The following is a 14422-nucleotide window of genomic DNA, read 5'->3' as shown; positions in this document are numbered from 1 at the left end:
GCACCCGCAATGCGGGTGCGGATGACAATTAAATCAAATAAAGGAGGTGGAGATGAAACATAAGAGAAGCAAGGGAAGTCCTGCGGGGCAGGCGCTTTCGTCCGGCAGGTTCCTGACCCGTGTGGCTGGCGGCATCGCCCTGATTTCGCTTTGTGCATCCGCACAGGCGATGGAGTTCGATACCGGGAATCCGGACCTGAAAATCCGCTGGGACAACAACCTCAAGTACAGCGCGATGTGGCGAGTGAAGGACGCATCGAGCGAACTGGTCGCCGAGGTCAACCAGGACGATGGCGACCGCAATTTCTCCCGCGGCCTGGTCTCGAACCGCGTCGACCTGTTGTCCGAACTGGACGTCGTCTATAAGAATTTTGGCTTCCGTCTCAGCGGTGCCGCCTGGTACGACGACATCTACAACCGCCGCAACGACAACGACAGCCCGCTGACCAACAATTCGGTCAGCGTGGACCATCGCCATTTCACCGATGCGACGGAAAAGCTGCACGGCCGCAAGGCTGAACTGCTCGACGCCTTCGTGTTCGGCCGCTTCGACGCCGCCGGCATGCCGCTCACGCTGCGCGCGGGCAAGCACACCCTGGTGTATGGCGAGACGCTGTTCTTCGGCGCCAATGGCATCGCCGCGGCGCAGGGGCCGGTGGATGCCGTCAAGCTGCTGTCGGTGCCCAACACCCAGTTCAAGGAACTGCTGATGCCGGTGCAGCAGATCTCCGGCCAGTTGCAGATCAATGCCGAGTTCAGCCTCGGTGCCTACTACCAGTTCGATTGGAAGAAGACCCGCCTGCCGGCTGCCGGTAGCTACTTCAGCACCATCGACTTCCTTGGCGACGGAGCTGAACGCTTGTTCGTCGGCCCCGGCATTGCCCTCGCACGGGCGAAGGACATGGACGCGCGCGACCAGGGGCAGGGGGGCATCGAGTTGCGTTGGCGGCCGCAGAGCAGCGACACCGAGTACGGTTTCTACGCGGTGCGCTACCACGACAAGACGCCGCAGGCCTACGTTCTGCCGGCGATCGGTGGTTACCGCTGGGTGTATCCGGAGAACATCAAGGCCTACGGCGCGAGCTTCAGCACGGTGCTGGGTGGCGCGAACGTGGCCGGCGAACTGTCCTACCGCACCGACATGCCACTGGTGTCGACCGGCCAGCTCGACCTCGCCGGTACTGCCGACAACGACGGCAACGCGCTCTACGCCATCGGCCGCACCGCGCATGCCAATTTCTCCGCGATCTACGTCTGGGGCAGCAGCGCGTTGTTCGACAACGCCACCCTTACCGCCGAACTCGGCTGGAACCGCCTGCTGAAAGTGACCAAGAACCGGCCCGCGCTCGACCCGAACGCGACGCGTGATGCCTGGGGCGTGCGTTTCATCTTCGAACCGAACTACTACCAGGTGCTGCCCGGTCTGGACGTCTCGGTGCCCATCGGCCTGGGTTACAACCCGCAAGGGCGTTCCTCGGTGGTCGGCGGGTTCAACGGCGGTGCGCACGAAGGTGGCGACCTCAGCATCGGGGTCAAGGGCGAATACCTGAAGAACCTGCGGCTGTCGCTCGGCTACACGCATTTCTTCGGCGCCACCAAGACTACGCTGCTGCCTGAAGGCGGCGGCTACGTCCAGAACTTCGGCCAGGCCCTGAAGGACCGCGACTACGTGTCCTTCTCGGCGCAGTACAGCTTCTGAGTTCCAGGACCCCGACGATCAGTTGAAGGCGGTGCCGATGACGCCGAAGTCGGTTTCTACGCCGGATGTGTTGTCGGGGCGTGTGCGCTGAGAGCCGGAGGGCTCCCCCTTCAAGGGGAGGTTGGAAGGGGGATACCCCATTCCCAAACGAACCCTCCCCGTGAAGGGGAGGGAGCCTGCATCCCTTTTTCCAGATCGCAGAGATTTTCCGGAATACCCCCAACGATCATGAGAATCCAGTCTTGCTTTCGTGCGGCGCTTGCAGCCTCGCTGCTGACCCTGCACCCATACACGGTGGCGCTCGCCGCGGCGCAGGCGACGCCGCTCGACCGTCCCGCGCAGATTTCCAGACTGGCCGTGCACGGCGCACTGCTCGACGTCGCCGAAGTCGGGGGCCGGCTGGTCGCCGTCGGTGAGCGCGGCCACGTGTTGCTCTCCGACGACGACGGGCGCAATTGGACGCAGGCCGAGGTGCCGGTCTCGGTCACGCTGACCGCGGTCCATTTCGCCGACCGCCAGACCGGCTGGTCGGTCGGCCATGGCGGTGTCGTGCTGCAGACGGTGGACGGCGGCGACCGATGGGCCCGGCAGACCGACGGCCGCGCGCTCGGCGGTGCCCTGCTGGAGGCGCTGCGGGCCGCCCGGGCGGCGGGCGACACAGCGCTCGCCGACAAGCTGCAGCGCTTCATCGACGAGGGCCCGGACAAGCCGCTGCTCGACGTGCTGTTCCTCGACGGCAAGCGCGGCTTCGCCGTCGGCGCCTACGGCCTGGTGCTCGCCACCGACGATGGCGGCAAACGCTGGCGTGTGGCCTGCGAACTGCTCGACAGCGACGAGGATCGCCACATCTATGCGATCCGCAAGCTGGGCAATGCGCTCTACCTGGCGGGCGAGCAGGGGCTGCTCTACCGCTCGACCGACGGCGGCAACCGCTTCGCGCGGCTGGAAAGTCCGGTCGAGGGAAGCTGGTTCGGCCTGATCGGCGCGAGCGACGAACTGCTGCTGTTCGGCCTGCGCGGCGCGCTGTGGCATTCGGACGATGGTGGCGGGCATTGGCAGCGCCTGCCGGTCGACACCAAGTACTCCTTCGCCGCCGGGCTGGTGCTCGCCGGGCAGGGCTTTCTGCTGGCCGATGACGGCGGCGGCCTCTGGCAGTTCGCTGGCGGCGGCACGCCACACCGGCTCGAGAACGGCGCCCGCTTTCCGCTGACCGGCCTCACGCTCGCGGCCGACGGTGGCGTGGTCGCCAGCGGTTTCGCCGGCACGCTGCGCTTCGCTACGTCCGGGCGTTGAGCCCACAACCACAAACGGACAGGAACATGGCCGTCTCCACACAGGAATTCGAATCGATCGCCCGCCTGGAGCAGTTCGACCACCGCTCCGGCAACGCGGTCGAGCGTCTGCTGTTCAACCATCGCGGGCTGATCGTGCTGCTGTGCGCGCTCGTCACCGCCGCGCTGGCCTTCTCGGCGCTGCGCGTGCAGCTCAACGCCAGCTTCCTCAAGACCATCCCCAACCAGCATCCCTACGTCCTCAACTTCCTCAAATACGAGAACGAGGTCAAGGGCCTGGGCAACGCGGTGCGCATCGTGGTCGAAGCCGCGCCCGATGGCGATATCTTCACGCCGGACTACGTCGGCATCCTCAAGGCGGTCAATGACGAGGTCTATCTGCTGCCCGGCGTCGACCGCGCCTTCATGAAGTCGCTGTGGATGCCGGCGGTGCGCTGGATCGGCGTCACCGACGAGGGCTACGAGGGCGGCCCGGTGATGCCGGAGGACTACGACGGCTCGGCCGCCAGCATTGCCGCCTTCCGCGACAACGTGCTGCGCTCGGGCGAGATCGGGCAACTGGTGGCGCCGGATTTCCGCTCGTCCATCATCTACGTGCCGCTGGTGGAACAGGCCGGCCAGCGGCTGGACTACGGCGCGCTGTCCGACCGCCTGGAGGACATCCGCACGCGTTACGAAGCACGCGGCGTCCATCTCCGCATCACCGGCTTCGCCAAGGTGATGGGCGACCTCATCGCCGGCCTCTACGCCATCCTCGCCTTCTTCGCCTTCGCACTGGTGGTGACCGCGCTGATCCTGTACGTGTTCACCCGCTGCCTGCGCAGCACGCTGCTGGTGATCGCGACCACGATGATCGGCATCGTCTGGCTGATCGGCTTCCTGCCGCTGCTGGGCTTCGAACTCAACCCGTATTCCATCCTCGTGCCCTTCCTCATCTTTGCCATCGGCGTCAGCCACGGCGCGCAGAAGATGAACGGCATCATGCAGGACATCGGCCGCGGCACGCACAAACTCATCGCCGCGCGCTACACCTTCCGCCGCCTGTTCGTGGCCGGCGCGACCGCGCTGCTGGCCGACGTCGTCGGCTTCGCCGTGCTGACGATCATCGACATTCCGGTGATCCGCGAGCTGGCGCTGATCGCCAGCCTGGGCGTCGGCATCCTGATCTTCACTAACCTCGCGCTGCTGCCCATCCTGCTGTCCTACACCGGGGTGTCGCCGCGGGCGGCCGAGCGCAGTTTGCGCGAAGAGAGAGCGACTGATACTGCGGCTGCCCGCAAGCATGGTCTGTGGCGCTTCCTCGATCTGTTCACCCGGCGCGGTCCGGCGGCGTGGGCGATCGGCGTGGCGCTGGTGCTGGGCGTCGGCGGCTTCCTGGTGAGCAAAGAGGTGAAGATCGGCGACCTCGACGCCGGCGCGCCGGAGCTGCGTGCGGACTCGCGCTACAACATCGACAACGACTTCCTGGTGCGCAACTACCAGGCCGGCAGCGACGTGTTCGTGGTGTTCGGCCGCACCGAGCAGGGCCACTGCGCCGACTACGACAAGCTGCTGCAGGTCGATGCGCTGGAATGGTCGCTGCGCCAGTCGAATGTGGTGGAGGGCACCAGTTCCTTCGCCGGGCTGGTGCGCCGCGCTTCGGCGGGCATGAACGAGGGCAGCCTGAAGTGGTACGACCTCGTCGCCAACCAGCACCTGATCAACGGCAGCGCGGCACGTGCCCCGCGCGAGCTGTTCAACGCCACCTGCGATCTGCTGTCGATCTATGCCTACCTGAAGGACCACAAGGCGGACTCGCTCGACGAGGTGGTGCGCGTGGTCGAGGATTTCGTTGCGGCCAATCCGTCGGCCGGCATCCGCTTCGAACTTGCCGCCGGCAACGCCGGTATCGAGGCGGCGACCAATCAGGTGGTGAAGTCGGCCAACGTCCGCATGCTGTTGGGCGTGTATGTGGCCGTCACGCTGCTGTGCGTGATCGCCTTCCGCTCGTGGCGGGCGGTGCTGTGCGCGGTGCTGCCGCTGGTGCTGACCTCCATCCTGGTGGAAGCGCTGATGGTGGGGCTGGGGATCGGCATCAAGGTGTCCACGCTGCCGGTGATCGCACTCGGCGTCGGCATCGGCGTGGACTACGCGCTCTACGTGCTCAGCGTCACCCAGGCCTGGCTGCGCAGCGGGGCAACGCTGTCGGAAGCCTACTACCGTTCGCTGGTGTTCACCGGGCGGGTAGTGATCTTCACCGGCTGCACGCTGGCGATCGGCGTCGGCGCCTGGGCCTTCTCGCCGATCAAGTTCCAGGCCGACATGGGCATTCTGCTGACCTTCATGTTCCTGTGGAACATGCTCGGCGCGCTGATCCTGATCCCCGCGCTGGCCACCTTCCTGCTGCCGGCGGCCCGCCGCGATGCGCCGTCCGGCCTGGCGGCGCGGAGCGAGGCCGAACCCGCGCCGGCGGAACAACCCGCGCGCCCGGCGCCCGTGCCGGCCACCGCCGTACGTATCTGAGGAGCGGCCACGATGTACAAGAACATCCTGATCCCGGTGGATGAAAGCAGCCTGTCGATGCTGGTGATCGAGCGCGGCGTGGAGCTGGCGCGCGTGTTCGGCGCGCGCGTGACCTTCCTGTATCTGCAGGCCGATGCGCAGAACATCGTCGATGGCGATGCCGGCCTGCTGCATGCCATGTCGCCGTTGCTGTTCGCGCGCAAGTATCTGTGGGCCGATGGCTATGTGGAGGCGAAGGCCCTGGCCTGGGCGCGCATGAGCGGCGTGGAGGCGGGCTTCGTCGGCGCGTTGAACAAGGGACGGGTACACGAGGAGATCGTCGAGGCGGCCCGGCGATGCGCGGCCGACCTGATCGTGATCGGCTCGCATGGCCGCCGGTCCGTGCTGCAGAAGATTCTCGACTCGGTCACGGTGAAGGTATTGCTGCATTCTCCGGTGCCCGTGTTCGTGGCGGAGACCGGCGTGATGCCGGAGCCGATGAAGAGCAGGGTGATTGCGCGTCTCCGTGACGAGCATGCCGACTGGATGGCATTGGCGGATCAACTGGTCGCGGCCCTGGATGCCGAGCGGGTCGATTCCGACTGGATCGAGGACGCGCTGGCCTGCCTGGCCCGTTTCAGTGCGGAGGTACACCAGCCGAAGGAAACCCGTCTGTTGGCGGCGTTGCGCGGTTCGAACGGAGAACAGTGCGAGGGGCTCGAGGAGATCGCCGCCGAGCACGAGGAGGAAGCCGGCCTCTTTGCGGACCTGTCCCATGCCTGGAATGCGCGGGCGTCGGGCGGCATGGGGCTGGTCCGCGATGCGGCCGAAAAATGGCGCGCCCTGGTGAGGCGGCATGTCAAGGCCGAGAACGGAGCCCTGTTGCTTCAGGCCGAGCGCGCCTTGTCGGATGCAGCGTGGCAGAAGGTCGGATACGAAGTCTTCGGCGACGACAGGCAGGCGGCGTCGATCGCGCACCAAGACGAATTCCGGCAATTGTTCGCGCGCTTCAAGGGGCATTGAGCCCGCCCGCATCATCGACATCGTAGGAAAACGACATGAATGAGAGTGAAATCGTTGAAGCCGCAGAGGCGCTATATCTGGCGTGGCAATCCGGTAACACCCGTTTGCCGCTGACCGAGCAGTATCCACACATCTCGATCAGTGATGCCTACCGCATCCAGCAGGCCTTCATCGGCCGCCGCACGGCCGGCGGGGAGCGGGTGATCGGCAAGAAGATCGGCGTGACCAGCCGGGCGGTGATGGACCTGCTCGGCGTCGATCAGCCGGACTTCGGCCAGCTCACCGATGCGATGGTCTTCAACTCGGGCGATCCGATCCCGGTGTCCAGCCTGATCCAGCCCAAGGCCGAGGGCGAGATCGCCTTCGTGCTCAAGCGCGACCTGATCGGCCCCGGCGTCACCGTTGCCGAGGTGCTGGCCGCAACCGAGGGCGTGATGGCGTGCTTCGAGATCGTCGACTCGCGCGTCCGCGACTGGAAGATACGCATCCAGGACACGGTTGCCGACAACGCCTCGTGCGGCCTTTTCGTGCTGGGCGACCGGCTCGTGCCGGTGAGCGAGGTGGATCTGGGCCTGTGCGGCATGGTGCTGGAAAAGAACGGCGAGATCGTCGCCACCGGCGCCGGCGCGGCCACCATGGGTTCGCCCGCGGTCGCGGTGGCGTGGCTGGCCAATACGCTCGGCCGGCTGGGCATTCCGCTCAAGGCGGGCGAGGTGATCCTGTCCGGCTCGCTCGCGACGATGGTGCCGGTCAAGGCCGGCGACAACCTGCGCGTGGCCATCGGCGGCATCGGCGGCTGCTCGGTGCGCTTCGTCTGATTTTTCGATTGCAGCCGCGCGGTGGGTTCTCTGCTCTCCTCTCCCGGCCTGTCGCGCGGCCTGCATCCTTCACGGAACCGCGTTACGGGAAGAAACCATGACCAAGATTAAATGTGCCCTGATCGGCCCGGGCAACATCGGTACCGATCTGCTCTACAAGCTCAAGCGCAGTCCGGTGCTCGAACCGGTGTGGATGGTGGGCATCGACCCCACTTCCGAGGGACTGGCGCGCGCCCGCGAACTGGGCCTCAAGACCACCGCCGAGGGCGTCGATGGCCTGCTGCCGCAGGTCGCGGCCGACGGCATCCAGATCGCTTTCGACGCGACCAGCGCCTACGTGCATGCCGAGAACAGCCGCAAGCTCAATGAACTCGGCGTGCTGATGATCGACCTCACGCCGGCCGCCATCGGGCCGTATTGCGTGCCGCCGGTGAACCTCGTCCAGCACGTGGGCAAGGGCGAGATGAACGTCAACATGGTCACCTGCGGCGGCCAGGCCACCATCCCGATGGTGGCGGCGGTCTCGCGCGTGCAGCCGGTGGCCTACGGCGAGATCGTCGCCACCGTGTCGTCGAAGTCGGCCGGCCCCGGCACACGGAAAAACATCGACGAATTCACCCGCACCACCGCCGGTGCGGTCGAGAAGGTGGGTGGTGCCAAGGTGGGCAAGGCCATCATCATTCTGAACCCGGCCGAGCCGCCCTTGATCATGCGCGACACCGTGCATTGCCTGACCGAGACCGAGCCGGACCAGGCCGCGATCACCGAATCCATCCACGCGATGATCCGCGAGGTCCAGAAGTACGTGCCCGGCTACAAGCTGGTCAATGGCCCGGTGTTCGACGGCAAGCGGGTGTCGATCTACCTCGAAGTCGAAGGCCTGGGCGACTACCTGCCCAAGTACGCCGGCAACCTCGACATCATGACCGCGGCCGCCGCGCGTACCGCCGAGATGTTCGCCGAGGAGATCCTCGCCGGCCGGCTCAAACTCGAATCCAACCGCGCCGTGCTGGCTTGAATCAGGAGAAAACCATGGACCTTCGCGGCAAGAAAATCACCGTCCACGACATGACCCTGCGCGATGGCATGCATCCCAAGCGCCACCTGATGACGCTCGACCAGATGAAGACCATCGCCCAGGGGCTCGACGACGCGGGCGTGCCGCTGATCGAAGTCACCCATGGCGACGGCCTGGGCGGCAGTTCGGTGAATTACGGCTTCCCGGCCCACACCGATGCCGAATACCTCGGTGCGGTGATCCCGCTGATGAAGAAGGCCAAGGTCTCGGCGCTGCTGCTGCCGGGCATCGGCACCGTGGATCACCTGAAGATGGCACACGAACTGGGCGTCAATACGATCCGGGTGGCGACCCACTGCACGGAAGCGGACGTCTCCGAGCAGCACATCGGCCTGGCGAGAAAGCTCGGCATGGATACCGTCGGCTTTCTGATGATGGCGCACATGAACAGCCCGGAAGGGCTGGTGAAGCAGGCGAAGCTGATGGAAGGCTACGGCGCGAACTGCATCTACGTCACCGACTCGGCCGGGCATTTGCTGCCGGACACGGTGAAGGCACGGCTTGCGGCGGTGCGCGAGGCACTGAAGCCCGAAACCGAACTCGGCTTCCACGGCCACCACAACCTGGCGATGGGCGTGGCCAACAGCATCGCCGCGGTCGAGGCCGGCGCCACCCGCATCGACGCGGCTGCGGCCGGGCTGGGAGCGGGTGCCGGCAACACGCCGATGGAAGTGCTGGTGGCGGTGTGCGACCTCATGGGGATCGAGACCGGCGTGGACGTGTTCAAGATCCAGGACGTGGCCGAGGACCTGGTGGTGCCGATCATGGACTTCCCGATCCGCATCGACCGGGATGCGCTGACGCTGGGCTACGCTGGGGTCTATGGCTCCTTCCTGCTCTTCGCCAAGCGGGCGGAGAAGAAGTACGGCGTGTCGGCGCGGGATATCCTCGTGGAGATGGGCCGCCGCGGCATGGTCGGCGGGCAGGAAGACATGATCGAGGATACGGCGCTCAGCCTGCGAGCTCGGGGTTGAGATGTTTGCGTCGTTGTCCGTTGCCGCTCGTCTGGCCGTGTCCTTTGGGGGCGTAGCGACACTGTTCATGCTCGTGGCGGGGGTGACCGTCTACACGAGCGTCGTGGTCGTCGAACGCTCCGTGGCGTCCCGTGACATCGGCATTCCGCGGCGGGATGCGGTGGCCGACCTGATGGATGCGGCGATCCGCGCCCAGTTGGCGAGTCAGAACGTGCTGTTGTTCGATGATGCGGACGATATTTCTGCCGAACAAGAGAGCTTCATCCAGGCGGAGAAGGGGTTTCAGGAAGCCTTGGCGCGGCTGGGCGAGAGCATTGCCCGTCACGGTGCAGACGTGCGCACCGCGACGCTGCTCGAGCAGATCAATGGTGGGGCCGGCAACACCTTCATCGTGCTGGACAAGCTTGTGCGAGATGGCAAGCAAGACGACAGGGAGCAGATAGCCGGGCTCGCCCTGACCTCGAACTCGATGATGACCCAACTGCGGGCGGCATTGAGCGACTACGACCGCGCGCTGCGTACGCAGAATCTCGACGACGCGGCCTCGATCGTCGGCCTCGCGAGCCGGGTCGGATGGGTAAGCGCCAGCCTGGCCCTGCTTGCCGGTGGGATGGCGGCCTTTGCGGGATGGTGGGTGACCCGAGGCATACGGCGTCCGCTGGAAGTCACGATCGGGAGCCTGGAGCGTATCGCCGGGGGTGATCTCACCCATGTGCTCGAGACGACCGAAACCCACGAAATAGGCCGTCTGCAAGCCGCGGTCGAGACCATGCGCGCGAGCCTTGCCAGAGTGATCGCAGAACTGGGTACGGGCGCGGCCGCGCTCAACGAAGAGGCGACGGGACTCAACCTCACGGCACAGATGCTGAGCAGGGGGGCCGCGGCGCAATCGGAAGCAGTGACTTCCATGGCCGATGCCATCGGTGTGATGGCCGGACAGGTGGAAGAGGTACGCGACCACGCCGTTGCTGCCCAGCAGCACGCGCGTGATGCCGGCAGGCAGGCGGAGCTGGGTGGGAGCGACATCGATGCAATGTCGTCGGAAATCGACCGGATTGCCACGACCGTCAAGCAGACCGCCACGACGGCGGGGGAACTCGGGGACACCTCGCGCACGATATCGACGATCACCGAAGCCATCCGGCAGCTTGCGGATCAGACCAACCTGCTCGCGCTGAATGCGGCGATCGAGGCCGCCCGGGCCGGCGAGCAGGGAAGAGGGTTCGCCGTGGTGGCCGGCGAAGTGAGGGCGCTGGCGGAGAAGACGAACGGAGCGGCAGCCGAGATTGCCGGAATGATCGAAGCGATTCAGCTCGGCATCGAGGATGTCGGCCGGCAGGCCGGCGAGGCCGTCGGGCGGGTCGATGAAGGTCTCCGGCATGCGGAACGCGCCGCCCGGACGATGGGCGAGATCAGGGAAGGGGCTGCGAACGTCGTGGCGGTGATCGACCACGTCTCCGATCGCATCGGGGAGTACGTGATCGCAAGCGACGGGAGCGCGAACAGGGTGCAGCAGATACGTGCCTCCGCTGCCGAGAGCGCGAAGAGCGCCAACGAGGTGGCCGTCGCCGTGGAGAAGCTGAACGCGCTCGCCGCACGCCTGGGCTGCAGCGTCGCAACCTTTCGGGTGACCTGAGCCGGCGTCCTGGAGGATGGCGATGAGTACGAAACCTCGCGAACACAGTGCGCGCCCAACGCCGACCATCGTGGGCGATGTTCCGTTGCCCCTTACGCCCGAGATCCTCAAGCGCCTCCATTTCAATCCCGCGGAAGGATTGATCTGGCTGGAGGACCGCCGCATGGTGCTGATGCATGCCGAGGCAATGGGGGCGTTGCGCCAGGAACTGATCGAGAGCCTGGGAAGCGAGGCTGCCCGCGGCCTGCTCACGCGGTTCGGCTACGCGGCCGGCTGCCGCGACGGGCAGCTTGCGTTGAAGATCCATACCGGCTACGAGGCGATCCAGAACCTGCTGGTCAGCGGAGCCCAGTTCCATGCCTTGCAGGGAATCGTCACGGTCGAACAGGTCCATGCCGACATCGACGTCGAGCGCGGTACCTGTGAAGTCGAGTTTCTGTGGAGAAACTGTTTCGAAGACCAGATCCATATCGCGGCCTATGGCATTGGCAGCGAACCCGTGTGCTGGATGGAGGTGGGCTACGCATCGGGTTTTCTGACCACCTGCATGGGCAAGCGCATCCTGGTGCGCGAGGTTGCGTGCAGGGCAATGGGGGACGACACCTGCCGATGCGTTGCCAAACCGGTTGAAGACTGGGAAAACGTCGAAAACGACCTCAAGTACTTCGAACCCGGCCCGGTACTACTGAGACCACATCGAGTGGAATCCCCCGTTTCTGCCGCCGTTGGTGCGGCGGCTCCCATGGGCACGGCAATGTCGGGGCCAGGAAGGGGGCCGCCTTGCCAGGAAGTGATCGGCGCCTCGGTGCCCTTCAACGTCATCCTGCACAAGATCCGGCGTGTGGCGCCCACGAATGCCACGGTCCTGCTGCTGGGGGAAAGCGGCGTCGGGAAGAGTGCGTTTGCCCGGGAGGTCCAGCGCCAGAGCCGGCGCGCAGGCGCGCCGTTTCTCGAAGTGAACTGCGCAGCCATCCCCGAGCAGTTGATGGAGGCGGAACTCTTCGGTGTGGAGCGAGGCGCCTATACCGGCGCCGGCGAGGCGCGGCCGGGGCGCTTCCAGGTGGCCGACGGCGGCACGCTCTTCCTGGACGAGATCGGCACGCTGTCGATGACGGCGCAGGGCAAGCTGCTGCGCGTCATCCAGACCGGCGAGTTCGAGCCGCTCGGCGGCGCGGCGACGCGCAAGGTGGACGTGCGCATCGTCGCTGCCACCAACGAGGAACTGCGCGATGCGGTACGGGAGGGGCGGTTTCGCGAAGACCTCTTCTACCGGCTCAACGTTTTCCCGATTCTGATCCCACCTCTGCGCGAGCGTCGTGAAGACATCCCCCTGCTGCTCGAACGCCTGATCCGCCGCTATGGCGCCTTGCACGGGCGCCGGGTGACGGGCGTGACGGCACAGGCGCTGCAGCTCATTCTGAACTATCGCTGGCCGGGCAACATCCGGGAGCTCGAGAACGTCATCGAGCGTGGCGTGATCCTCGGGGAAGACGATCAACCCCTCGGCTACAGCCACCTGTTCACCATTGACAGCGAAGCCCGCGGGCGCGGCGTGATCGGATTGAACGAGCTTGGCCTGCTCGCGGAACAGACGATCCCGACCGGCGCACTGGCGGGGTCGGAGGCGCACGCGGGCATCGAGGCCGATGTCCTGAACGCCTGGGCCGACGGGGTCGTGAAGCGTGCCGCCGTGACGCTCGACGATGTCGAGAACTCCCTGGTTCGGGCTGCTTTCGGCGCTGCGGGCGGCAACATGTCGAAGGCCGCCACCTTGCTGGGCATCACCCGCGCGCAATTGGTCTACCGCGTAAGGAAAATCATCCGAACGGATGACGCAAGCCCCCACGCTGAATTGGAAACTGAAACCTGATCGCCAGTCGGTTTCCGCTTTGGCCTGTTGCGGGCTGAGGCGGTCCCCGGGGATACATCAAGACATTCAAACAAGATCCGCAGGATGGGGATTGGGTGTCTTTGTATGCTTCCACGGCCTTCTAATCAACCAATAATTGGAGACAACGGTGAAAACCCATATCAAGCTTCTGTCCGCGACCATTGTCGCGCTGCTTATCGGCTCTGCTCATGCCGCAGTCACTCAGGAAGAAGCCGACCAGTTGAAAACGACCTTGACTCCGCTGGGGGCGGAACGTGCGGGTAACAAGGACGGAAGTATTCCGGAATGGAAGGGTTGCCCCGATCTGAAGGCTCCGCTGGACAAGCTGAAAGCAGGCGATCGACGCTGGGATCCCTATGCCAACGAGAAACCGCTGTACTCCGTTACTGCCGCAAACATGGCGCAATACGAGGACAAGCTTTCCGAAGGCGTCAAAGCGCTTCTCGCCAAATACCCGCAGACCATGCGGTTGGATGTCTATCCGACGCATCGAAATCATTGTGCGCCGGATTATGTGTACGAAAACACATACAAGAACGCCACCAGGGCAAAGTACGTAACCAATGGAAAGGAGGATGGAGTCGAGGGGGCTGTGGCTGGCATCCCGTTTCCAATCCCGAAGAATGGCATCGAGGTTCGCTGGAACCTCAACATGCGGTGGCGCGGCGTGGCGTTCGAGTCAAAGGACCGGCACTACTCGTTTACTTCAAGCGGGCAGCCTGTACTGGGTAGTCAAGCTCATCAGTTCGAGCAGTACGATGCTTACCAGGAAGGCTTGACGCCGGAGGAGCACGCCAAACAAGGGTATCCAAACTTCAAGTTCATGCAGTTTGTGGATCAGCCCACGTTCCGTGCCGGTGAAGGTCTGATGGTTCTGGATTCCACCAATTGCACGGTGCAGGACCGTCAGGCGTGGCAGTACCTCGTCGGGCAGCGGCGCGTTCGCCGTGCCCCCACCGTTGGGTGGGATACGCCTGATTTCGTAGTCTCTGGTTCGAACTTCTTCGACGAAGTATTTGGAAGCGTCCTGTCCTGCAACGAGCGCTACGAATACAAATTGCTCGGCAAGAAGGAGATGTTGATTCCCTATAACAACAACAAACTCTTCTCGCTGACCGAGAAAGAGATGTTTGGCCAGAATCACCATAATCCGGACGTACTGCGCTGGGAACTGCACCGAGTATGGGTTGTCGAGGCCACGCTCAAAGACGGCAAGCGCCACGCCGTGCAGAAGCGGAAGTTCTACGTGGATGAAGATACCTGGAGTACGGCCATGTTCGATGGCTGGGACCATAGTGGAAAGATCTGGCGGGTCAGCATTTCTCCTGCGTATTACTTCCCCGATGTGCCGGGCATGTTGATTCACAACGACTTCCTCTACGTCCTGGATGGTGCCTGGTCTACCCGCGGTGTCATGTACGAGCCCGGATTCCAGATGCGGCAGATTCCGATGAAGTCGAAAACCGAGTTTGGGCCGGATACGCTTTCTGCCCGGAACATCCGGTAGTTTGTAATCACGCTTGTTTCAGA

10 protein-coding genes are annotated in these 14422 nt (G+C 64.8%); all 10 read left to right on the top strand.

Features of this window, described 5'->3' with window-relative positions; translation table 11 throughout:
* Positions 1-52 precede the first annotated feature (52 nt).
* The gene (locus E6O51_RS14295) at positions 53-1699 is read left to right on the top strand and encodes a DUF1302 domain-containing protein (protein WP_136385670.1); all 1647 of its coding nucleotides are present in this window, start codon (positions 53-55) and stop codon (positions 1697-1699) included.
* Between the two features lie 228 nt (positions 1700-1927).
* Positions 1928-2992: a WD40/YVTN/BNR-like repeat-containing protein gene (locus tag E6O51_RS14290; protein WP_136385669.1), complete on the top strand. Its 1065-nt coding sequence runs from the start codon at positions 1928-1930 to the stop codon at positions 2990-2992.
* A 26-nt stretch (positions 2993-3018) separates the two neighbouring features.
* A complete protein-coding gene (locus E6O51_RS14285; protein ID WP_136385668.1) occupies positions 3019-5493 on the top strand; it encodes an efflux RND transporter permease subunit in 2475 nt (824 codons plus the stop codon).
* A 12-nt stretch (positions 5494-5505) separates the two neighbouring features.
* Complete coding sequence (locus E6O51_RS14280; RefSeq protein ID WP_136385667.1) at positions 5506-6495, top strand: universal stress protein; 990 nt, start codon at positions 5506-5508, stop codon at positions 6493-6495.
* A gap of 35 nt (positions 6496-6530) precedes the next feature.
* Positions 6531-7313: a 2-oxopent-4-enoate hydratase gene (gene dmpE / locus E6O51_RS14275; RefSeq protein ID WP_136385666.1), complete on the top strand. Its 783-nt coding sequence runs from the start codon at positions 6531-6533 to the stop codon at positions 7311-7313.
* A gap of 97 nt (positions 7314-7410) precedes the next feature.
* Complete coding sequence (locus tag E6O51_RS14270; RefSeq protein ID WP_136385665.1) at positions 7411-8331, top strand: acetaldehyde dehydrogenase (acetylating); 921 nt, start codon at positions 7411-7413, stop codon at positions 8329-8331.
* A 14-nt stretch (positions 8332-8345) separates the two neighbouring features.
* Positions 8346-9365, top strand: a complete 1020-nt coding sequence (gene dmpG, locus E6O51_RS14265; RefSeq protein WP_136385664.1) for a 4-hydroxy-2-oxovalerate aldolase — start codon at positions 8346-8348, stop codon at positions 9363-9365.
* Position 9366: 1 nt separating this feature from the next.
* The gene (locus E6O51_RS14260; protein WP_136385663.1) at positions 9367-11001 is read left to right on the top strand and encodes a methyl-accepting chemotaxis protein; all 1635 of its coding nucleotides are present in this window, start codon (positions 9367-9369) and stop codon (positions 10999-11001) included.
* A gap of 22 nt (positions 11002-11023) precedes the next feature.
* On the top strand, positions 11024-12871 hold the full coding sequence (locus E6O51_RS14255) for a sigma-54-dependent Fis family transcriptional regulator (RefSeq protein ID WP_136385662.1): 1848 nt from the start codon (positions 11024-11026) through the stop codon (positions 12869-12871).
* A gap of 148 nt (positions 12872-13019) precedes the next feature.
* Positions 13020-14399, top strand: a complete 1380-nt coding sequence (locus tag E6O51_RS14245; protein WP_136385660.1) for a DUF1329 domain-containing protein — start codon at positions 13020-13022, stop codon at positions 14397-14399.
* Positions 14400-14422: the final 23 nt, after the last annotated feature.

The sequence above is a fragment of the Pseudothauera rhizosphaerae genome (assembly GCF_004801305.1).
GTDB classification, from domain to species: Bacteria; Pseudomonadota; Gammaproteobacteria; order Burkholderiales; family Rhodocyclaceae; genus Pseudothauera; species Pseudothauera rhizosphaerae.
The sequence above is the reverse complement of the archived record's forward strand: the minus strand, read 5'-3'. Positions and strand labels throughout refer to the sequence as shown.

Coding starts and splice junctions, on each gene's coding strand:
- dmpE (WP_136385666.1), top strand. CDS start 6,531: ATGAATGAGAGTGAAATCGTTGAAGCCGCAGAGGCGCTATATCTGGCG.
- dmpG (WP_136385664.1), top strand. CDS start 8,346: ATGGACCTTCGCGGCAAGAAAATCACCGTCCACGACATGACCCTGCGC.
- E6O51_RS14295 (WP_136385670.1), top strand. CDS start 53: ATGAAACATAAGAGAAGCAAGGGAAGTCCTGCGGGGCAGGCGCTTTCG.
- E6O51_RS14290 (WP_136385669.1), top strand. CDS start 1,928: ATGAGAATCCAGTCTTGCTTTCGTGCGGCGCTTGCAGCCTCGCTGCTG.
- E6O51_RS14285 (WP_136385668.1), top strand. CDS start 3,019: ATGGCCGTCTCCACACAGGAATTCGAATCGATCGCCCGCCTGGAGCAG.
- E6O51_RS14255 (WP_136385662.1), top strand. CDS start 11,024: ATGAGTACGAAACCTCGCGAACACAGTGCGCGCCCAACGCCGACCATC.
- E6O51_RS14260 (WP_136385663.1), top strand. CDS start 9,367: ATGTTTGCGTCGTTGTCCGTTGCCGCTCGTCTGGCCGTGTCCTTTGGG.
- E6O51_RS14270 (WP_136385665.1), top strand. CDS start 7,411: ATGACCAAGATTAAATGTGCCCTGATCGGCCCGGGCAACATCGGTACC.
- E6O51_RS14280 (WP_136385667.1), top strand. CDS start 5,506: ATGTACAAGAACATCCTGATCCCGGTGGATGAAAGCAGCCTGTCGATG.